Raw genomic sequence first — 21,513 nt, forward strand, 5'->3', positions numbered from 1 at the left:
GGTGGTAAAAAAGATGGCAAGGGTGGTAAAATCTCTTGGCTGTAATCATATCACCCTATTTACAGAATATTATAACATCAATGAAGGTGTTTTAAAGGGTAAAAGTGCCTATTTTGAGGCGGGTTCTACTGATCCTATCAACCTTCAACATAAGTCGGCTGTAACAGGATTCGATAGTAATTGGAAATAGTTACAACAAAATTTCGATAATAACTGACCATTTACAACTTTGTTCTATATATATTTTTCTACATTTTTGGTAATCTATTTACTATGGAAGTATTTATGAAACTATTGGAGGATTTAAACAGATGAGGACACAAAAAAAGAAAAGTAGAAAGTGGTTGAAGGTTACTGGTATTATTCTTCTTGTATTAGTTATTGGAGGAGGCGCATATGCCTTCACAGTTTATAAATCTCTTAAAACTGCTGTCGATACGATGCACCAGCCAATTGACCGAAAGCAATCTGAAAAACGTGAGACTCCAGTTGCCTTTAAGGAAAAAGACCCGTTTTCTGTACTCATGCTTGGCGTAGACGAACGTCAAGGGGATAAGGGGCGCTCTGACACGATAATTGTGTTAACTGTCAATCCAAACAATAACTCAGTCAAAATGCTCAGCATTCCACGGGATACAAGAACTGAAATAGTAGGAAAAGGGAAAGAAGATAAAATTAATCACGCCTATGCTTTTGGGGGTATTCCAATGGCAATGGATACCGTTGAAAACTTCCTTGATATTCCCATCGATTACTACATGAAAGTAAACATGGAAGGGTTTAAAGATATTGTTGATGCTGTTGGTGGAATTACAGTCCAGAATGATCTAGATTTTACTCAAGATGGAATCCATTTTACTAAAGGACAGTTAAATCTTAATGGTGAAAAGGCCTTAGCCTATACTAGAATGAGATACGAAGATCCTAGAGGTGATTTTGGCCGTCAAACAAGACAACGCCAAATTATTCAAGGGGTCATTCAGGAGGGTGCAAGTGTATCAAGCTTGACTAATTTCTCTGATATTTTTGCTGCCCTTGGCAAAAATGTAAAGACCAACCTAGCATTTGATCAACTTATGGACATTCAGAAAAATTACAAAGAGGCTGGTAAAAACATTCAGCAAATGGAGATAAAAGAACAGGGAACAAAAATTGATAAAATATATTACGGGCTGGTTTCAGAAGAAGAAAAACAACGAGTTCAAAGCGAATTGAAGACTCAATTAGAATTGAATTAAAAATACTAAAAATTTAAGTAACATAAATATGAGTACTCAAAAAATTAACTCATAATATAAAAAAAGGTATAATACCTTCTTATCTGAGGGTATCATGCCTTTTTTAATTCATTGTTTTTGCTATGCTTGTAAACTTCTGATACTTTAAACTAATTGCACCTTATAATATTCACAATACCAATCCGCAAACTTCTGCAACCCATTCTCAATCGAAGTCTTAGGTTTAAACCCAACCGCTTGCTCCAACAATTCAGTCGAAGCATATGTGGCAGGTACATCTCCTGGCTTAATCGGCTCAAATACTTTTTCAAATTGAACCTCTTTACCCATAGCATTACTCAAACATTTCTCCAATGTTTCAATAAACACCATAAGCTTCTCTGGGTTGCTGTTTCCAATGTTAAAGACATTATGAGGGACATTATTCTCCCCAACAGACGGGTTCGAGAGAAGCCGCTCAATCCCTTCAACAATATCATCAATATAGGTGAAATCGCGATATAGGTCATTTTCAAAATCGCCATTATTAAAGATCTTAATTGGATCTCCAGCGAAATACTTATTAGCGAATCCGAAGTATGCCATATCAGGTCGACCCATCGGTCCATATACTGTAAAGAATCGGAGCCCAGTTGCTGGAATCTTATATAGATGGCTGTAAGTGTGTGCCATCAATTCATTAGATTTCTTAGTAGCAGCATAAAGAGAAACTGGATTATCTACCATATCTGTTTCGGCAAATGGTACTTTTTTATTTGCACCATAGACAGAGCTAGATGATGCATAAACAAGATGATCCACCGGATAAAATCTGCAAGCTTCAAGAATGTTAAAAAAGCCAATAACATTACTTTGCATATATACATCCGGATTCTCAATAGAATAGCGCACACCTGCTTGAGCAGCTAAGTTCACCACGATATTAGGCTTGTACTCTTGAAAAACACCAGTAATCATAGCCATATCCGAAATATCACCCTTAATGAAAGAAAACTTCTCAAATGGTTCAAGTTTCTCTAACCGTGCAAGTTTTAGATTTACATCATAGTAGTCATTAATATTATCAATACCTATAACACGGCAACCCTGTTCGAGCAGCTTCTTGGACAAATAGTATCCAATAAAACCTGCCACCCCGGTAATTAAATACGTTTTGCTTTTATCTAGTGGTTTGAAGTCTTGCCGCATTTGAGTCGATCTCCTTTGCGTTTGGTTTAGAAAGTCTACCTGTTCCCATGCTTCTTCCAACGGAATGATACTCAACGCCTGCTTCTCTCATACCTTCCATACCATAGAGATTCCTTCCGTCATACACCAAAGGAGTTCTCATCAATTTTTTAAACTCTTCCGGCTTCACAGCTTTAATCTCGCCCCACTCAGTAAAGATAAAGCAAACATTAGCTCCGTCTAATGCAGTTTCGACATTATCAACGTATGTTATGCTTCCATTACCAATCTTTCCTTCTGGGTATCTACGCTTAAAGTTGTCTGCTCCAACTGGATCAAACGCATAAATATCTGCCCCCTGATCTAACAATAATGGTACATTATCAAGTGATGGAGCTTCCCTTAAATCATCCGTTCCAGGTTTAAAGGTCAAGCCAAGTACCGCTACTTTTAGACCGTTAAAAGTAATCAATCTCTTACTTGCCTTCTTATAAAGAAGAGTTTTTTGTTCTGTATTTACATCAATGGCTGCTTTAACTGTTTTCAGATCATATCCATGCTGATCGGCAATGTATTTTAACGCCTTTGTATCCTTAGGAAAGCAACTGCCGCCATAACCAATACCCGCATTTAAAAACTTGCTGCCAATGCGCTCATCAAAGCTCATACCAACTGCCACATCTTGAATATCAGCGCCAACTAGCTCACAAAGATTAGCAATGTCGTTCATATAAGAGATTTTTAGAGCTAAGAAATCATTTGCAGCATATTTAATCATCTCTGCTGATCTTCTGCTAACAGAAACAATAGGGATATTAAACGGCTCATAGATTTTCATAAGCAATTCTTCAGCCCATTTACTCTCTGTTCCAATAATTATCCTTGCTGCATGCAATGTATCTCTTACTGCTGTACCTTGTGCTAAGAATTCAGGGTTTGATGCAACTTCAACTTTAATCTTTTTGCCATAAGCTGCGCCATTTCCGGTATATTTATCTCCGTCATGTGGAAGAAAATCATAAATAAACTGTTCTACCTTGTCATTTGTACCCACTGGAACAGTAGATTTTACCACAATTAAGCAATCTTTTTCAATTGTTTCTGCTATTTGTCTTGCAACTGTTGCAATATATGATAGATTAGCAGAACCATCAGGTTGTTCTGGAGTACCCACACCTATAAAAATTGCATCTGCATCTTTATATGCTTGAGTGTAATCTGTAGTATAGTTTAATCTTCCTGCAGCGTAATTTTTTTGCATTAATTCTTCAAGTCCATCTTCATATATTGGGGATATGCCCTGTTTCATTATATTAACCTTATTTTCATCGATATCAACACACGTTACTTGGTGTCCAACTTCAGCAAAACATACACCCGCTACCAAGCCGACATATCCTGTACCAGCTACTGCTATTTTATACATAATCATCCGTCCTCCGTTTTGCTATAATCCTTTTATCCCACTCTTTAATAATCAGTATTTATATTTATATCCTATTTAAGTAAATTCCTAATACTTATAGTTCATTTCATAAATATCAATCTATCCTATTTTACCATAATAGCTATCAGCTTTTGATGGGGGATTTTACCAAAAACAACCCGCATTTATATACATAAAACGGGTTCAAAGTTTATTAAATTTTTAGTCATTTAGCGAATACTGTCTATTTAAGTAATTCTGATATTCTCCACTTATGATTTGCTCCCACCACCACTTGTTATCCAAATACCATTGAATGGTTTGAGCAATTCCTGTTTCAAATGTATAAGTTGGTTTCCAACCTAACTTCTCTAATTTAGTTGGATCAATAGCATAACGCTTGTCGTGGCCTAAACGATCAGCGACAAATTGAATTAACTCTTCTGATTTTCCTAATGTACGAATGATGGTTTTTACAACTTCTAAATTGGTTCGTTCATTGTGTCCACCAACATTATAGATTTCACCATTAACACCTTCATGTAATACCAGGTCAATGGCTGCACAATGGTCAAGAACATGTAACCAATCACGAATATTTCTACCGTCACCATACACTGGTACCTTTTCCTCGTTTAGTACTCGAGAAATTGTTAATGGTATCAATTTTTCAGGAAAGTGAAAGGGACCATAGTTATTTGAACAACGAGTGATATTGACTGGCAGACCAAATGTTTCATGATAAGCTCGTACTAAGAAATCAGATGCTGCCTTACTTGCACTGTAGGGACTATTAGGTTGCAAAGGTGTTTCTTCTGTAAAGAATGTTGTAGGGTCAAAATCCAATTCTCCATATACTTCATCAGTAGAAACATGAACAAATTTTGTCACACCAACCTGTTTTGCAACATCTAATAATACTTGCGTCCCTAGCACGTTAGTCTGAACAAAAATTTCCGGTTCTGTAATGGAGCGGTCTACATGACTCTCTGCAGCAAAGTGTACAACATAATCAAACTTTTCCTTATCAAATAGGGATATTATTGCTTCACGATTAGCAATATCAGCCTTCACGAAATGATAGTTGTCTTTCTTTTCAATTTCACGATGCTTAGTTAAATCACCAGCATAGGTTAATAGGTCTAGATTATATATATTATATTCTGGATACTTGCTTACCATATATTGAACAAAGTTCCCACCAATGAATCCTGCCCCACCGGTTACAAGAATCTTTTTCCTCTGCATTTATTTCACCTCATGTTGTAATGCATATAAGTAGCGTTTTAATGAATCCTGCCAAGAAGGTAATGTATAAAAACCATTATCTATCAGCTTTTGTTTAGACATTCGAGAGTTTTTTGGACGTACCGCTCTTGTAGGATATTCCTCGGTTGCAATTGCATTTACTTTTACTGATTTCTCTGCTAGCCGGAAGATTTCCTCAGCGAATTCAGCCCAGCTACAAAATCCTTCATTCGTGGAATGATAGATTCCATATCTATCCGTTTGAATCATATCCAATAATAAATGGGATAAATCAAACGTATTGGTAGGAGATCCAACTTGATCACCTACAACATTTAACTCATTACGAGTTTCTGCTAACCTTAGCATGGTCTTGACGAAGTTACCTCCATTTAATCCAAAAATCCAGGATATCCGGACTATGAACCATTCTGATAATAGAGATTGAACTACCTTCTCCGCCTCATATTTTGTTTTTCCGTAATAACCAACAGGGTTAGGAGTGTCTGTTTCAACAAAAGGAGCTTCTCCCTTACCATCAAAAACATAGTCCGTACTAATAAACATAAACTTGGCGTTTATTTCTTTTGCTACAGTAGCTAAATATTTTGTTCCATTCACATTTACATCTAAGCAATTTTCATGGTCATCTTCGGCTTTATCAACAGCAGTATAAGCTGCGCAGTGAATGATAGCATCAGGATTATATTCCCTAATATACTGATAAACTAACTGTTCATTCGTTAAATCTAAATCTTTTGATCCAATACCTATCATGGTTAAGCTACGATTTAACCCTTCACAAACAACATCATAGCCTAATTGACCTGTCACACCTGTTACCAATATTTTCATATCTTAATCTCCGTATATAAAGTTATTATCAGCATCTGCAAGGAGTGGTGCCTTTTCATCTTTTGCTGATAAAACAGGATATAATTCAATTGGCCATTCAATACCGATCATCGGGTCATTCCAAATAATTCCTCGGTCGCATTCAGGTGCATACAACTCATCCACTTTATATTGGACCTCAACATCATCAGTTAATGTCATAAAACCATGAGCAAATCCTTTTGGAATTAATAATTGCTTGTTATTTTCAGCAGTCATTTCTAATCCGAACCATCTTCCAAAAGTAGGGCTGCCTTTTCGTATATCAACAGCCACATCAAAAATTGAACCTTTAGTACATCTTACTAATTTCGTCTGTGCCTTAGGATTAAATTGGTAATGTAATCCCCTTAATGTTCCTTTGGTAGCAGAAAATGAATGATTATCCTGCACAAACCTAATATTAATTCCTGCTTCTTTGAAAATTGATTCATTATAAGTCTCTGTAAACCAACCACGTTGATCGCCAAATACTTTTGGTTCTATTATTTTCACACCTGGCAAGGTAGTCTCAACAATATTCACATTAACACCCCATTTTTAGTACTTTATACTGCCATTTGCCACCTTTAGCAAATATTGACCATATCTTGTTTTAGAAAACTTTTCTCCAGATTTAATTAATTCTTCTTTTCCAATCCAGCCATTAATATAGGCTATTTCTTCAGGCGCAGCAATTTTAATTCCTTGATGTTCTTCCACAGTTTTAACGAAATTTGTTGCCTCTACTAAACTTTGGTGTGTTCCGGTATCCAACCATGTAAACCCACGTCCAAGTAATTCGACATCTAGGTTTCCCATTCGTAAATAAGTTTCATTAACAGATGTAATCTCTAGTTCTCCACGTGCAGATGGTTTAACACTTTTCGCAATATCGACTATTTGATTATCATAAAAATATAAACCTGTTATGGCATAATTAGATTTTGGGAATTTTGGCTTTTCTTCCACACTTAGAACTTTTCCACCTTCATCAAACTCTACAACACCAAATCTCTCTGGATCTTGGACATGATACCCAAATACTGTAGCTCCAAAATCTTTTTGTGCAGCCCGCTGAAGTATTTTCCTCATACCACTTCCGTAGTAAATATTGTCTCCCAAAATCATAGCGACTGAATCATTACCAATAAACTCCTCACCAATTAAAAATGCCTGAGCTAATCCATCAGGGCTTGGTTGAACTTTATATTCTAAATTAATTCCAAACTGAATTCCGTCCCCTAATAGTGCCTCAAAACGAGGCGTATCTTCTGGAGTTGAAATAATTAAAATATCTCTAATACCTGCCAACATTAATGTAGATAATGGATAATAAATCATTGGTTTATCATAAACTGGCAATAGCTGTTTGCTCGTTACCATGGTTAATGGGTATAAGCGCGTTCCGCTACCTCCTGCTAAAATAATACCTTTCATATAAAGTTCTCCTTTTACTTTAATTTATTTTTCTATCTTATCTGGTTTTGTTCTAAGGGTGACAAGCAATAAAATTAAAGTATCCATTATTTAATAACTTCTAGTATTAAACCAATTGACATAATTAAAATCATCATAAAATCTTTTTATAGAAAGCTTACTTTTGTATAAAAATAATTCTCCAACACTACCTTGACTTTCAAATCCTTTAATGTAATATGCTGATTTTATTTCAGGATATGGTTTATGAGTAAATACCACTTTATTCTTATAAGGCAATTGATCAAAATTTATTAGATCCTTTATAGTACATCCATCTCGATCTGTCATCATTATGAATATATTATCAAAATTAATTCGCTTTGTTCGTTCCAACCATTTTTGTTTTGCTTCAACCTCATTCTTATAATGCATAAAGTGGATCTCTACATCATCTAACCACGCAATCGGATATGATGTATTTTCACCTTTTTTGAAAATTAATTTACTGTTGGAATAGTGCTTTAAATTTGAAACATATTTAATAAAATCACTTGGATACATAAATAAATTTACGGTTGGAGAATTAAACCTCAAATTTAAATCATGTAAAATAAATGCACCAATACAATTACTAGCCAATAGGGAAAAGTCACTATTTGTTAATTTAATATTATTTCTTTTTAATGACATAATCCTAAAATCATACTTAATTTCGCTTAATTTTTTCATATATTTCAACTCCTAGAAATTAAATATTGTCGGGAGTGTTACATTTAACAATTATAGAGAAGAATAACTGTAATTTCATATTTATTAATTCCTTTTTACCAACTTTTTCACTAGATTTATTCCACCATGTATATAATCTCTAATAATGTAATAGACAAAACATAAAAGTATCAACAAAATCAAAATATTAAAATAAACATTAACGTTTAAACAAATAATAGTTGTAACTAAAAATAAGCTTGTCATCCAAATTACAGGTTTCCAATTAATTTTAAATGATATAAACTTATTTACTAACATATACCTTAAAATTAACATTGTTAATGCTCCAAGTATTTGGCCAATAATAACAGAATAAATACCTATCGAAGAAATAAATAAATATGATATGAAGATTGTTACTAATCCACCTATTACAGTTGTTATAAACTGATACTTTGTTTTTTCTATTGCCTGGAAAAGAGAACCAACATTTGATGACATCATAGAAAAAACAGAAAATAATAATAACCAGGGAGCATACTGTACTGACTCATAGTATTCAGTACCACTAATTGCTGAATAAAAGAATACTATCAGCGGAACCGCTATAAGTATCAGTGATAGGAATAATTTAAATAGAGAGTTAATTAACTTTGCAAAACTAGAATCTAACCTTTTAGCTTTAGCATTAATAATTGCTTCTTCAATTATTGACATTGTTACAACTGAACCCAGCATACTAAACAATAAATAAAATTTACTCGAAAAAGAATAAAGGCCATTTGCCTCAGCGCTCATTTTATTAGTAATAATAAATCTTCCAAAACCGGACATAAGCCAGACGGATGTCAAATTTAAAACTAATGGTGATGAAAAAACTAACATACTTTTTAGTAAAGAAATATTAAAGAATTTGAATTTAAAATAATTTAATAATCTTAATCTACTCTCTATGAATATAAGAATCCCCAACTGTCCTATTATAAAAGCAATATAAAGACCATCTAGGCCGAGCTTAAAAATACAGATTAATACAATTGTAAAAATAAAATGAATAAAAGTTCCTACTATACTTGCATAAACATATATTTTATTTTCTTCTAAAGCCCTTGAATAATATTGCCAAATCTGAACAAAAGCATTGGATATAAACATTAGTGCTATTAAAAAGATCTTTCCTGTTTCAATTGACATTACTCTTCCATATAAAATTGTGCCAATAAAAAAAATAACAGCAATAAACAATGTAAATCCAACTGTTGTAGCAATGATTACTCTTTTATTTTCAATATCTTTTTCATTTAATAAAAATTTTAAAATTGATTCCCAAATAGCAACAAAAACAACAGGAATAAGAACACCCATTATAGTTTGAGAGTAATCATAATATCCCAGATCACTAGATGAAATATAAAAGGCATATATTGGAACCAATACCACTGATAATAATTTCGATGAAAGATTCCCAATGAAATACAACCCTGTTTTTTTTATAAGTTTGCTACCTTGCATAATATATTTACCTTTCTATGTTTAGTCCTAATAAATTCTTATAAAATTAAGGGTTAATTGTTATTAACCCTTGTTAGCAAAAACATCTAATGAGTTTACTTATTTTCACATACCTCTTATGCATATATTTATTAGGATAATTAACAATTCGCTCACTAATTTCGGGTCTCGTTAAATATACAACTTTCCCATTTACTTATAATTTTTTCTATTTCTAATTCCGAACGTATTTTTACTGCATTTTCACTGTACATATTACCGAGTGAAGGATTATCAATAATTTTCTTCATTGCTAAATATAATGCTTCAGTATCTCTAATAGGTACTAATAACCCATTATTGTCTGGTTTAATATACATTTTTGCCCCTCCAATAGGGTGGTCTGTGGATATTACTGGGATACCTAAAGCTAGTGCTTCAATTAATGAATTGGATATACCTTCATAATTGGAAGGAAGCACAAAAATAGAGGCATCTAATATATCTTCATGAAGATTCCTAGAAAACCCTTTAAAAACAACCTTATCTTTAATATTTAGTTCGTCTGAATAACTAATTAACTCTTCTTTTAAAGGTCCTTCTCCATATATCTCTAGGATATACTCGGGAAATTCTAATTGTATTTTATAAAATGAATCTAATAATAATTTTAAATTCTTTTGCTCAGATAACCTGGTAGCAGTAACAATTACTTTCCTTCTTTTTCCGATAAAAGGTTTAGGCAATTTTTCTGATAACGGATTGGGAATTAAAAAACTTTTCCCTTGAATTTTTTTAGAAAAATATTTTTGGGCATCCGGTGTCTGAAAAACAATTCCTTTAACAAAATTATATAGGAAATCTCTAATTCCCCTTAGCATCTTACTATTAGGATCTTGGTTTGGATCATTCCTTTCTGATACTATTAATTTAGCATTATTAAAAAAGTTAGCAACAATAGCATATACATTAATTTGTGCCATAAAAGAAATAACAATAGTATGTTTAGACTTATTAATGTGCCCTCGTATGAACATTAAACGCTTAATAACCCGAATCAACTGATTATTACTGTTTTCAATAAAAGGAATATAATTTACTCTTTTACTGATTTCATAATCCTGTTTATCACCCAAAATTGCTAAAATGCTTACACTATACCCTTTATTTACCAGTCCATTAGCGATTACAGAAATCACTCTTTCTGCCCCACCATTTGCCATGTATCCAGTTACAAAAATAATATTAATATTATTTTTACTTATCATATTGTCTCAATACTCCTATTTATTTATTCAGAAAACCCCGCAGATTACATTCAATGTAGTGTTTTCCTTTTTGAATATTTGGAACTTAATTTCTTTAATATTTGTGCTATAATCCAAATAACTATTACTATTACAATAGTTCCCCTAAACCAATTTCTCAAATATTCAAGAGAACTTCCTCTTGACCAACCAATAAGCGATTGTAATGAAGTAGAAATAATAAAGAACTTCAACGGAGCACTATAAAAATCCAATTTTTTATTTGTAAATAGTAACGTTGAAATGAAGAACCCTATAAGTAAAATAATAAAGGGTGCAAAATAAATCCCACCATTTAATAATGCTTCTCCAAATAACGAAAAGCCACTTCCCCAAGTTATTTTTAAGTAATCTTGGGAAAACCAATTTGGAATTAATACAAGGTCTAATCCGAAAAGAAGTGGAATTTTAGTTGTAGGCATCCCCAAAATTGAAACTAGGTAAGAATTAGAAAAGTTCCATGTAACCCCAGATGATAACAAAATTAGAACAATTCCCATTGAGTTTCCCATCTCAAGAACAAAGGTAAAAACAGGGAAATATCTTAAGTTAAACGCCTCAACGAATTCATTATAACCAACATTTGACATCCCGTATTGTCTAAGAGATATAATTGCACTAATAAAATACAAAGCTGTTAACGAAATTAAAGATAGTTTCAGTAATTTCTTTAGGTTAATTTTCTGAACAAATACATGGTGCATCCAAACTAAAACAATAACTATATATAACCAACTTCCCCTATCACCTGCAAATAAATTTAGTATTGTGTATATAAATAATATGAAATAAACAGTTACCTTTGCTTTTTTAGCATAATTTGTACCAATTAATATACCAACTAATGATGGAAAGAAAAATATTGATATAATCATTGTTATACCAGTACTGGATGCAAATTCCGAATAATAAATTGCTGCATAACCATGTTCTAAAGAAACTTTTAGATCAATTACCGTTCTATACAATGTTACTGGTACGGAAATTAACGCAATTATACTGCATACTAACAGCATAGCTTTTTTAGTATTAAAAATTGTTGAAGATGTGAAGTGAATTTTTTTAGTTTTTTTGGATTTATAGCAAAACAATGCACCTAAGTGAAAGAAATAGATAGCTAAACAAACAAATAATTGCGCTTTTATTATTTCAGGACTTGAAGGAATAGGATAATTAGAAAACAAGTTCTGCTTTCCTATCTCTGTATCACTATGTATTCCTATAGCCCAAATTAAACATTGACCAAAATTAAATAATATTAAAAATACAAAAAAAATAATGTACGGTGAAAATAAGTTTTTAGTTACTAAAAACCAAGTTACAACACAATAAATAATAATTCCTATTCCTAACCAGCTTAATTTAAATATTTCTAAATTATAATTTGTAAGGCCTAAAATATAGTTATCGAAGTTTATTAAATATTTCAAAATAAACAAGTACAGAATTATTCCTACTAAAATACTTAAACTATATATTAACAATTTCTTCTCTATGGTTAGGATTGTATCATTTTTATTATTATTCATTTTTATGATACTCCTCCTTCTTTAATAAAGATTGGTACAATCCTATAACACTCTTTCAGAAAATTTTGATATTTTCTAATTAACCTTTAATATCAGTATGAATTTTCTCTTACCTTTATATACATTGGGATACTAATTATATATAAAACAGATTTAAACATAGTTTTTAACTTCTTTGTATTCCTAAGAACAAATTTTTTATCTATGCATTGTTTATAAAAAGACATATCATCTTTACCTAAGAATGCCGTTGCCATATATTGTCTTGCTAAATAGTCCTTTAATACACTCTTTTCACTTTTCTCAATATCCAAACTGTTATATAACTTTTCTAACTCTATACAATTGTTTAGCATACTCTCAATATTCATTTTTTTATTCTTTGATTGTGTGATTGAATTCTCTCTAATAATATAATGATAAAATTCGAAATCGATAAACATTACCCTTGCAGCTGCCAAAAAAAGGCATGGGGTCCATAATTCATCTTCATGTAATCTGTTCTTTGCAAACAATAAATTATTATCTTTTATAAACTTTAATTTACAAAATTTAATGCAAGCTACAGCAGTAATATAATTCTCATTAATTCTCTTAACAATGTAATCTAAACCTGTAAAAATCTCCGTCGTAGATATTCTTGTTTGAACTAACTTCTCTATTTTTTGAGGATATTCTATTATTGCATTTGCCTCTAAAACATCCAAATCATATTTAATAGCATGACTAATTAATACTTCTATAGAATTTGGCTCAATATAATCATCACTATCAACAAATAAAATATAATCACCTGTAGCATTTAATATCCCTGTGTTCCTCGCTTCAGATAGTCCTCCATTTTCTCTATGAATTACTTTGATTCTACTATCTTCAAATGCATACTTATCACAAATAGTCCCAGAATTATCAATAGAACCATCATTTATTAAAATAACCTCAACTTTTTTATAGGTTTGATTTAATAAACTGTCAATACAGCGACTTAGATAATTTTCAACGTTATATATTGGTACTATAATACTAACCAGATAATTCAATATTATCCTCCTATTTCAGTTCTTTCCAAAGATTATTTAAAGTTTCCACTTCTTTCTTAATTTCGTTATAATAATTCTTCTAATATATTTTAGCCAATAAAAAATTCTTAAAAAAAGATAAAAATTATTTGTAATAATATGATTTTTATTCAATTCCTTTATATTTTTAATATTACCCTCATACATCCCTTTTAGATTAGCAGAGAGTCCGCTATAACCAAATGCCGGTTTACCAGCACCACAATTTACCATCTGAACCGGCAAATGGTAATAGTTGTAATTTGAACAAATTTTTAAAAAGTAATTCCCATCTTCTCCAAAATGTTGCCCCTCATCAAAGTACCCCATTTCCTCTACGATTCTTTTTTTAAATATGGCTGAGGGTGTGACAGGAAAGAACTTCAAACATAAATCCTTTACACTTGCTTTATAAAGATTATTTATTCTTCTTGTTAAGATTCTAAGACTTATCCCGTTAGAATCTCCTCCTAAGAAATCAATTTCAGGATGTTCCTTAAAAGTTTCCATTTGAACTTTAATTTTTTCAGGTAACCATTGATCATCAGCATCTAGTAAAGCTATATAACTACTCTTTGCTAACTTCATCCCAATATTACGAGCAGAGGATACACCTCCATTTGGCTTTTCTACTAATTTTATTGGCATGCACTTATGAATTTCAGCATACCTTTTTACCACTTGAGAGGAAGAATCAGTTGAACCATCATTAATAACTATTATCTCACTTATCAAGTTATACGCAGTTTGGTTCCTAACAGATTCTAGGGTACCTGCTATTGTATCTTCACTGTTATACATAGGGATTATTACCGATACTTTAGATAATTCTAGATCTTCAGCCATAATTATTATCTCCTTTTTCTTCTAAGCCATAAATCTATTGTTGAACAATTAATCTAAAAAATATTAGGTACAATTTTTTATAAATGACTCATTTTTTTGTTATTAAATTTTCACCCAAATTTTCGAATCCCTATTATATTTTTTTACTACCTTTGCTGGAGCACCAACTGCAATACAGTTATCTGGGATATCTTTATTAACTACAGAGTTTGCTCCGATTATACATCCATCACCAATAGATACACCAAGCAATATTGAAACATTCTCCCCAATCCAAACATTATTTCCGATAGATACAGGTTTAGTAATAAGGGGTCTTTTATCAGGGGGAACGTTGGGTGCAGATTGCTCATTGCAATTGGAATAATTTCCATGTGTAATATCACTTATATATATTTTTGACGCCATTAGACAGTTATCTCCAATAGTTACTCTTTCTCCTGCTGCTATGTGTACATAATCGCCAATCTTACAATTATTACCTATAATTAATTTCTTTGGACCACCCTTAACTATATCTAACATCTCTATTCGACAATTATATCCAGTTGTGAATCCTTTCCCATACTCTAAAAAACCTTTTCCTCTAACGTATATTGGTCTTCTTATTAACCGTGCTCCATTATAAAAAATCTTTGTGAAAATTAGAGAAATGACATTACTAACTATTTCTCCAATTCCATATTCATTCCTCAAAGTGGTCACAACTCCTTAAGTAAATGGTCTAATTTTTCATTAAAAGCTTCTTGAGAAAAAAGAACATTAAACACTTTTTTGGCATTTCGTCTCATTTCAATAAAGTCATGGATGTCTGTATTTGCAATTTTGCTAGCTATATCGTTAATATTAAAATCAGTAACATTGAATCCAATCAAATACTTGTCAACAATTTGATTGGTGTCAGCCTTAATATTATTAATAATTGGGAGTCCATGTTGGAGGTAATCAATGGACTTCATTGTTAGCCCAACACATACACTATCTTTCATAATATTTAATCCAAAATGGCATTTATCAAATATTTCTTGCTTCTGGTGAGAATCATAAATTTTCCCATGATATTCAACTTTTGCACCTGTTTCCCTAATTTCATTAATTAGAACATCTTTACTTTCTCCATCACCAATAATATGAAAGGTTGTAGACTTAACTTCATTTACTGATTTTATAATTAATTTAATTTTTGAAATATCTATAATGTTGTTTATTGAACCTAGATAGCACAAATGAATTTCATTCTTTTTAAGTATTGGACGAGAATTAATCTGTATAGCTCTTTTTGCTAAATATAACGTTTCAGTGTTCATTTCCATTAATACATTTTTGAGGACTGTCTGATATAAATTACATTCGGTTAATATTAAATCAGCAAACTTTAAATTAGTATCCCTTATATTTCTCCAAAGAGTAAATGGTAGAAAATTTTTAATTTTCCCTACAGGCATAGTTTCCGGCCATAAATCTATCAAATCAAATATTAATTTTACGTTTTTATTTTTATTTTTATACATTGCAGCAAATTTTGCTAATGAGTTTGGTGGAAGAGTAATATATAGCAAGTCAGGATTGATTTTTTCTACTATTTTAAAGGCATCTCTTGCAAAGTTATAATGAGAGGTCAATCGAGATATTGACATATTTTTATAATATGCCTTCGTTTCAACAAATATAAAATTTTCCTTTTTTTTAGTTCGTTTAATCTTTTTAAAATGTCTAAAATCTGACTGAATAACTGTAACTTTATTACCGTTTTTTATAAAAAAGTCATGAATTAAATCTATTCTATCCTCATAAGTATCAAAGCAATTTACTAAAACTACCTTCATTTCATCTACGCTCCAGTTCAGTTAACTCAATCGATTTCCTCAAATCATTAATTTGATAACTTTCTTTATAATTACTCATACTTTTCTCATATACCAAATTACCAAATATCTTATTAATTATAGCTACTTTTCCACCTAAAACTATTAACAATGGATTAAATACTTTTGTAAGTTTTATATTCTTTCCATGTGCCTTAGCTATAAGCTCTACCATATTGCTTGTTTTTACATAATCACTGTTTTGAGGGAAGTATAACCCTCTTTCTTCATTTTTTATAATTAGTCTTATGAACTCGACCAGGTTATCTATATGAAGCATACTCCGCTGATTGTTTATATCCGGAAACACCGGTAAATTTTGAGCAACCTTTGCCAACCTCGGATAATTTCCTTTTGATCCTTTTCCATAAATCATAGGTGGTCGAAGTATTGCAATTTTGAAATTCTCACTCTCTAAATACTTTAAGCCCTCTTCAGCCAAAAGTTTACTGTTACCATAAAAATTATCAGGCTTAGGAATAGTGTTTTTATCGATAATTCCTTCTTTGCTACTACTATTACCATAGACAATTATGCTACTCAAAAAGATAAACTGTTTAACCCCTTCATTTTTAGCTTTTGTTGCTAATTCTATCGTAAGGTCCCTATTGACTTTGTAATATTGGGCTTCCATGTTTGGGTCTGTAGATACATGAGCTATTCCGGCCACATGTAAAATTACATCATATTTTGAAAAGTCCTGCTCCTTCCATTCAGCGGTCCTGCAAGTGATAAACTCTATAATGTATTTATTAGCAGTCCAAGTAACGAATGCATTACCTATATAACTGTTTTTCGCAGTGATAAGTATTCTCTTCATCCGATATTCCTCTCAGTACCTTTAGTTTTCACCGTACCTGTTGAAGGTTTTGTTACCTTAATTCTCTCCATTTCACCAGTTCCACCTTCAACAATACCATCATGCTTTAGAATGCTGATAATAGTCCCAAAGAAACATCTTACATCAAAAGCAAAACTCAATTTTTCTACATATTCTCCATCTAGTTTTGCCTTCACATCGATAGGCAACTCATCCCGCCCATTAATCTGTGCCCACCCAGTCAGCCCAGGAAAAATATCATTGGCTCCATATTTTTCTCTTTCAGAAATTAAATCATATTGATTCCAGAGGCAAGGTCGAGGACCAATAATGCTCATTTCACCTTTGAGAATATTAATAATTTGTGGAAGTTCATCTAAACTAGTATTCCTCATAAATTTCCCTACTCTAGTGATGTAGCTATTAGAGTCTTTTAAAAGGTGGGTAGGTGTATCTTTTGGAGTATCAACTTTCATTGTCCTAAACTTCAAAATATAAAACTCGGCTTTATTTTTCCCAATCCTACATTGTTTAAATAAAACAGGTCCCTTTGAATCAAGCTTAATACAAATAATCAATATTAAGAAAACTGGTGAAAGTACTACAATACCTATAAACGCTAGAATAATGTCAACTATTTTTTTTATATATCTTCTATAAATCACTCTTCTATCCACCCCAATCATACAAGGTTAAATATTATTTAACCTTTCTGCTTCCAGTATTTCATCCATAAATGAGAGTATTTCTTTTCGTAATGAAGGTTCTTGCAAAGCAAATTCAATCGTTGTCTTCACAAATTCAATCGTTGTCTTCACAAACCCAATCTTCTCCCCAACATCAAACCGTTTTCCCTCAAAATCATAAGCAAACACTCTCTGAATCTGATTCAACTTCTGAATCGCATCTGTCAATTGAATCTCTCCACCGGCACCAGGTTCTTGTTGCTCCAAATACATAAACATTTCTGGTGTAAGAATATAACGTCCCATAATCGCTAGATTAGAAGGAGAAGTACCTGGCTTTGGTTTTTCTACAAGGTTTTTAACTTGATACATACTGCCTTCCTTAACCGAAGGTTCAACAATCCCATACCGATATGTCTCATCATTGGGGACGGTCTGAACACCAATAACAGACGAATAAGTTTCATCATATACATTAATGAGTTGTTTTAGGCATGGCGTTTCACTTTGTACAATATCATCACCTAGAAGAACTGCAAAAGGCTCATCTCCAATGAAATTTCGTGCACACCACACTGCGTGACCTAACCCTTTTGGCTCTTTCTGCCGAATATAATGTATATCAGCTAAGTTAGTTGAATAACGGACTTTTTCTAACAAATCTGTTTTATTCTTTTCAATCAGATCTTGCTCTAATTCTGGTGCAAAATCGAAATGATCTTCAATCGCCCGTTTCCCCTTACCAGTAACAATAATAATATCCTCAATTCCAGAAGCCACTGCTTCCTCTATAATATATTGAATCGTTGGTTTATCAACAATGGGCAGCATTTCTTTTGGCATTGCCTTTGTAGCTGGAAGAAATCTCGTGCCAAGTCCAGCAGCTGGAATAATTGCCTTTCGTACACGTTTCAAGTTATATTCCACCCCTATTATTAATCAATCTATACTAGTTAACAGCAGCTAATTCAGCCGCCCCTTCAAATCTATTATTAGCCACATTTATCAACGTATCATGCATCTCTTCCTCAGACATTATTAACAACTTCTCAATTAACTTCCCTAAAAGTTCCGCATGAATAACCTTCGCCTTTCCGATATGAATTTTCTGATACACCTGCTCCGGATGCACTTCATTCTCATTCAGAAGCTCCTCATACATCTTCTCCCCAGGACGAAGGCCAGAGAACCGAATCCCGATTTCTTCTATAGAATATCCCGAAAGCTTAATCAGGTTCTTCGCCAAATCGACAATCTTAACCGGCTCACCCATATCTAGGACAAATACTTCACCGCCACGAGCCAATGAACCAGCTTGAATCACAAGCCGGGATGCTTCCGGTATCGTCATAAAATACCGCGTCATCTCCTCGTGAGTAACCGTCACCGGCCCACCGGCAGCTATTTGCTTTTTAAATAATGGAATAACACTCCCGCGGCTTCCCAATACATTCCCAAACCGCACTGCCACAAACTTCGTCTGACTAGTCGGTGCTAGACTCTGGATAATCATCTCCGCAAAACGCTTCGTCGCCCCCATCACATTCGGAGGGTTCACCGCTTTATCAGACGAAATCATTACAAACGTATTCACACCGAAGGTGTCCGCCGCTTCCGCCACATTTTTCGTCCCAAAAATATTATTCTTAACCGCTTCTCTAGGGTTATACTCCATCAAAGGAACATGCTTATGTGCCGCTGCATGATAAACCACATATGGCCGATGCTCTTCCACCACATCAAAAATCCGTGTTCGATCCTGAATATCACCAATCACTGGTACAATCTCTATTTGATTTTGATACATCTTCCGCAGCTCCATATCAATCAAATAAATACTGTTCTCCCCATGCCCGACTAATACAATCTTGCTGGGATTAAATTTACAAATCTGCCGGCAAATTTCCGATCCAATCGATCCCCCAGCACCTGTAACCAAAACTGTTTTTCCTGACACCTTCTCTGAAATGCCGGCAATATCCAACTCCACAGGCTCTCTACCCAATAAATCCTCTACCTGGACATCACGAAATTGGTTTACTGCTATTTTTCCCGTCATTAAGTCTTCAATCATCGGCATAATTTGCGTCTTTGCCTTTGATTTCGCACATTCTTCAAAAATCCGATTCAACTCTTTTTTCCCTAAAGAAGGAATTGCAATCACGATATTTTCAATTTCGTATTTCTCAACCGCATCCTCAATATGACTCGAATCTCCAACAACTGGAATCCCTAATATATCTAATTTATATTTCTTCGAATCATCATCAATAAAGGCTACAGGCTTCAAGTCAATATCATGGTTACTAAGCAATTGTCTCGCCACCATCGTTCCGCCACGACCTGCGCCAATAATTAGTGTCCGTTTGACATTCTTCTGCTTTACCATGAAATTATCGCGGAACATCCGCCATGAAAACCTCGATCCGCCAATAAGCAACACATGTAACATCCACGTAATCATCAATGCCCTGACATAGACATTACCAAAAGCAAGTTTCTGAACAATTACCGCCACCATAATCGTAAACGTGACGGCTTTCACAATCGCAATCAACTCTCCTACGCTTGCGTATTCCCACGCCTTGTTATAAAGTTTATAAATAGAAGCAAATAAATGATGACTCGTTAATAAAGTAAGTGCCGTAACAAGTAGCATCGGAATTTTAATAATCTCCAATTCCGGGTTCAGTATAAAATAACTTATGTACACCACGGTTAACACAATAATAGAATCAAGCATTGCAAGTGCCGTCAACCTTTTTCCGTATGTCACACTAATTCCTCCTTCTTTCTTTATTTCGTTTTACAAAATATCACTTGGCAAAAAAATAAATATCTAATGGAATCCCATGTGCATATGTGCATAACACCTGTTCTTTCATTAGATATTCATTATTAGGGTAACTCCTCTCTTCTTGCATGCCTATTTCTAATGTGAAAACCACCAAATTTCCCTTCCAAGTCATTGCTTTACTATTTAGAAAAACAGGAACTTCTTTTTCTTCTTAACTTGTACAGGCATTTCTTTCATAATGTTTTTCTTCTCCACCAACAACTCAGCATTTTCTTTAAAGAGATAAAAGTAGTCCGTTCCAAACTTTGAATCTATTAAACTAAAAGCCTCGTCCATTTTGAAAGTCCGATTAAGCACATTATGAGCATCCGAACCGATAAAATGAGTCAAGTTCGCTTCTATTAATTGATTAGAAAAGTTTTTGATTTTCTTACCAAAATAACCGCAAAGACTGGATGCGGTCACCTGTGTTAGAGCACCCTTTTCTACTAAATTGTACAATGTACCTGGTCGTTCCATTAGTTCCGCATTCCGCTCAGGGTGAACAATGATTGGGGTAAGACCCTTTAGTTGAAGATCAAATAATAGCTTTTCTGTGTATCGTGGCACATGACTTGATGGAAATTCAACGAAGAGATATTGACTGTCATTCAATGTTTGAATGTCCCCTTTTTCAATATCTGCTATTATTTCGCCGTAGATCCTTGGCTCTTGACCCGGCAAAACCTTCATATTAACACCTGCGTCTTGCAGGCCTTGATTTAGCTCTTCAACCTTTTCATTGATTAACAATTTACGGTTATCATATTGCTGATTTAAATGAGGAGTGGCGATAATGGTGTGAATTCCTTCTTTTACAGCCTCCTTTGCCATGGTGATGCTATCTTCGACATTTTGTGCACCGTCGTCAATTCCCGGCAAGATATGACAATGGATATCAATCATTAGACCCACTCCTCTTCCAATTAACTGTCATTTTTACAACTTAATTAGTTTAGCACTATTTCATAAACCCGTACATAGCGAAAA

The 21,513-nt window shown here is 33.2% G+C and carries 20 protein-coding genes and 1 pseudogene; 2 read left to right on the forward strand and 19 right to left on the reverse strand.

The window, feature by feature from the left end; translation table 11 throughout:
- Positions 1-13: 13 nt before the first annotated feature.
- Both FAY30_RS27365 and FAY30_RS24300 read left to right on the forward strand, forming a co-directional pair.
- Positions 14-190 carry a hypothetical protein gene (locus tag FAY30_RS27365; RefSeq protein WP_190284762.1) on the forward strand — a complete coding sequence of 59 codons (177 nt, stop codon included), beginning with the start codon at positions 14-16 and terminating at the stop codon, positions 188-190.
- Positions 191-311: 121 nt separating this feature from the next.
- Positions 312-1,238: a polyisoprenyl-teichoic acid--peptidoglycan teichoic acid transferase TagU gene (locus tag FAY30_RS24300; RefSeq protein WP_149872254.1), complete on the forward strand. Its 927-nt coding sequence runs from the start codon at positions 312-314 to the stop codon at positions 1,236-1,238.
- A gap of 144 nt (positions 1,239-1,382) precedes the next feature.
- On the opposite strand, the gene FAY30_RS24305 is transcribed toward FAY30_RS24300, so the two are convergent.
- From FAY30_RS24305 to FAY30_RS24395, 19 genes and pseudogenes are all read right to left on the reverse strand, one after another.
- Complete coding sequence (locus tag FAY30_RS24305) at positions 1,383-2,426, reverse strand: GDP-mannose 4,6-dehydratase (protein ID WP_149872255.1); 1,044 nt, start codon at positions 2,424-2,426, stop codon at positions 1,383-1,385.
- Positions 2,398-3,831 carry a UDP-glucose dehydrogenase family protein gene (locus FAY30_RS24310; protein WP_149872256.1) on the reverse strand — a complete coding sequence of 478 codons (1,434 nt, stop codon included), beginning with the start codon at positions 3,829-3,831 and terminating at the stop codon, positions 2,398-2,400. The genes FAY30_RS24305 and FAY30_RS24310 overlap by 29 nt, the downstream gene beginning before the upstream one ends.
- Positions 3,832-4,053: 222 nt before the next feature.
- Positions 4,054-5,079, reverse strand: coding sequence for a dTDP-glucose 4,6-dehydratase (gene rfbB, locus FAY30_RS24315; RefSeq protein ID WP_149872257.1), 1,026 nt, complete (start codon positions 5,077-5,079; stop codon positions 4,054-4,056).
- Positions 5,080-5,934, reverse strand: a complete 855-nt coding sequence (gene rfbD, locus FAY30_RS24320; protein ID WP_149872258.1) for a dTDP-4-dehydrorhamnose reductase — start codon at positions 5,932-5,934, stop codon at positions 5,080-5,082.
- Positions 5,935-5,937: 3 nt separating this feature from the next.
- Entirely contained in the window at positions 5,938-6,498 is a 561-nt protein-coding gene (rfbC, locus tag FAY30_RS24325; protein WP_149872259.1) for a dTDP-4-dehydrorhamnose 3,5-epimerase, read from the reverse strand.
- A 15-nt stretch (positions 6,499-6,513) separates the two neighbouring features.
- Positions 6,514-7,392: a glucose-1-phosphate thymidylyltransferase RfbA gene (rfbA, locus tag FAY30_RS24330; protein WP_149872260.1), complete on the reverse strand. Its 879-nt coding sequence runs from the start codon at positions 7,390-7,392 to the stop codon at positions 6,514-6,516.
- Between the two features lie 90 nt (positions 7,393-7,482).
- Positions 7,483-8,103 (reverse strand): DUF1919 domain-containing protein, encoded by a 621-nt coding sequence (locus FAY30_RS24335; protein WP_149872261.1) that lies wholly within the window; start codon positions 8,101-8,103, stop codon positions 7,483-7,485.
- Between the two features lie 84 nt (positions 8,104-8,187).
- Entirely contained in the window at positions 8,188-9,597 is a 1,410-nt protein-coding gene (locus tag FAY30_RS24340) for an oligosaccharide flippase family protein (RefSeq protein WP_149872262.1), read from the reverse strand.
- Positions 9,598-9,752: 155 nt separating this feature from the next.
- Positions 9,753-10,844 carry a glycosyltransferase gene (locus tag FAY30_RS24345; RefSeq protein ID WP_149872263.1) on the reverse strand — a complete coding sequence of 364 codons (1,092 nt, stop codon included), beginning with the start codon at positions 10,842-10,844 and terminating at the stop codon, positions 9,753-9,755.
- A gap of 50 nt (positions 10,845-10,894) precedes the next feature.
- Positions 10,895-12,412: an O-antigen polysaccharide polymerase Wzy gene (gene wzy / locus FAY30_RS24350; RefSeq protein WP_149872264.1), complete on the reverse strand. Its 1,518-nt coding sequence runs from the start codon at positions 12,410-12,412 to the stop codon at positions 10,895-10,897.
- Between the two features lie 92 nt (positions 12,413-12,504).
- Positions 12,505-13,452, reverse strand: a complete 948-nt coding sequence (locus tag FAY30_RS24355; protein WP_190284763.1) for a glycosyltransferase — start codon at positions 13,450-13,452, stop codon at positions 12,505-12,507.
- A gap of 36 nt (positions 13,453-13,488) precedes the next feature.
- The gene (locus FAY30_RS24360; RefSeq protein WP_149872266.1) at positions 13,489-14,316 is read right to left on the reverse strand and encodes a glycosyltransferase family 2 protein; all 828 of its coding nucleotides are present in this window, start codon (positions 14,314-14,316) and stop codon (positions 13,489-13,491) included.
- A gap of 191 nt (positions 14,317-14,507) precedes the next feature.
- Positions 14,508-14,607, reverse strand: a pseudogene (locus tag FAY30_RS28140) (DapH/DapD/GlmU-related protein); the annotation flags it as partial.
- A gap of 410 nt (positions 14,608-15,017) precedes the next feature.
- Positions 15,018-16,142, reverse strand: a complete 1,125-nt coding sequence (locus FAY30_RS24370; RefSeq protein ID WP_149872267.1) for a glycosyltransferase — start codon at positions 16,140-16,142, stop codon at positions 15,018-15,020.
- 1 nt (position 16,143) lies between these two features.
- Positions 16,144-17,001, reverse strand: a complete 858-nt coding sequence (locus FAY30_RS24375; RefSeq protein ID WP_149872268.1) for an NAD-dependent epimerase/dehydratase family protein — start codon at positions 16,999-17,001, stop codon at positions 16,144-16,146.
- Positions 16,998-17,666 carry a sugar transferase gene (locus FAY30_RS24380; protein ID WP_149872269.1) on the reverse strand — a complete coding sequence of 223 codons (669 nt, stop codon included), beginning with the start codon at positions 17,664-17,666 and terminating at the stop codon, positions 16,998-17,000. The genes FAY30_RS24375 and FAY30_RS24380 overlap by 4 nt, the downstream gene beginning before the upstream one ends.
- Positions 17,667-17,693: 27 nt before the next feature.
- Positions 17,694-18,602: a UTP--glucose-1-phosphate uridylyltransferase GalU gene (gene galU / locus FAY30_RS24385; protein WP_149872270.1), complete on the reverse strand. Its 909-nt coding sequence runs from the start codon at positions 18,600-18,602 to the stop codon at positions 17,694-17,696.
- Positions 18,603-18,636: 34 nt separating this feature from the next.
- Positions 18,637-20,463 carry a polysaccharide biosynthesis protein gene (locus FAY30_RS24390; RefSeq protein WP_149872271.1) on the reverse strand — a complete coding sequence of 609 codons (1,827 nt, stop codon included), beginning with the start codon at positions 20,461-20,463 and terminating at the stop codon, positions 18,637-18,639.
- A 204-nt stretch (positions 20,464-20,667) separates the two neighbouring features.
- Complete coding sequence (locus FAY30_RS24395) at positions 20,668-21,429, reverse strand: tyrosine-protein phosphatase (protein WP_149872272.1); 762 nt, start codon at positions 21,427-21,429, stop codon at positions 20,668-20,670.
- Positions 21,430-21,513 lie beyond the last annotated feature (84 nt).

Source organism: Bacillus sp. S3, from assembly GCF_005154805.1.
GTDB lineage: Bacteria > Bacillota > Bacilli > Bacillales > Cytobacillaceae > Neobacillus.

What these genes read in the sequence shown, in the direction of transcription:
- FAY30_RS24375 (WP_149872268.1), bottom strand. Translation starts at nt 17,001, where the DNA reads ATGAAGAGAATACTTATCACTGCGAAAAACAGTTATATAGGTAATGCA.
- wzy (WP_149872264.1), bottom strand. Translation starts at nt 12,412, where the DNA reads ATGAATAATAATAAAAATGATACAATCCTAACCATAGAGAAGAAATTG.
- FAY30_RS27365 (WP_190284762.1), top strand. Translation starts at nt 14, where the DNA reads ATGGCAAGGGTGGTAAAATCTCTTGGCTGTAATCATATCACCCTATTT.
- rfbB (WP_149872257.1), bottom strand. Translation starts at nt 5,079, where the DNA reads ATGCAGAGGAAAAAGATTCTTGTAACCGGTGGGGCAGGATTCATTGGT.
- FAY30_RS24340 (WP_149872262.1), bottom strand. Translation starts at nt 9,597, where the DNA reads ATGCAAGGTAGCAAACTTATAAAAAAAACAGGGTTGTATTTCATTGGG.
- FAY30_RS24360 (WP_149872266.1), bottom strand. Translation starts at nt 14,316, where the DNA reads ATGGCTGAAGATCTAGAATTATCTAAAGTATCGGTAATAATCCCTATG.
- FAY30_RS24335 (WP_149872261.1), bottom strand. Translation starts at nt 8,103, where the DNA reads ATGAAAAAATTAAGCGAAATTAAGTATGATTTTAGGATTATGTCATTA.
- FAY30_RS24300 (WP_149872254.1), top strand. Translation starts at nt 312, where the DNA reads ATGAGGACACAAAAAAAGAAAAGTAGAAAGTGGTTGAAGGTTACTGGT.
- FAY30_RS24395 (WP_149872272.1), bottom strand. Translation starts at nt 21,429, where the DNA reads ATGATTGATATCCATTGTCATATCTTGCCGGGAATTGACGACGGTGCA.
- FAY30_RS24370 (WP_149872267.1), bottom strand. Translation starts at nt 16,142, where the DNA reads ATGAAGGTAGTTTTAGTAAATTGCTTTGATACTTATGAGGATAGAATA.
- FAY30_RS24310 (WP_149872256.1), bottom strand. Translation starts at nt 3,831, where the DNA reads ATGTATAAAATAGCAGTAGCTGGTACAGGATATGTCGGCTTGGTAGCG.
- FAY30_RS24305 (WP_149872255.1), bottom strand. Translation starts at nt 2,426, where the DNA reads ATGCGGCAAGACTTCAAACCACTAGATAAAAGCAAAACGTATTTAATT.
- rfbD (WP_149872258.1), bottom strand. Translation starts at nt 5,934, where the DNA reads ATGAAAATATTGGTAACAGGTGTGACAGGTCAATTAGGCTATGATGTT.
- FAY30_RS24345 (WP_149872263.1), bottom strand. Translation starts at nt 10,844, where the DNA reads ATGATAAGTAAAAATAATATTAATATTATTTTTGTAACTGGATACATG.
- rfbA (WP_149872260.1), bottom strand. Translation starts at nt 7,392, where the DNA reads ATGAAAGGTATTATTTTAGCAGGAGGTAGCGGAACGCGCTTATACCCA.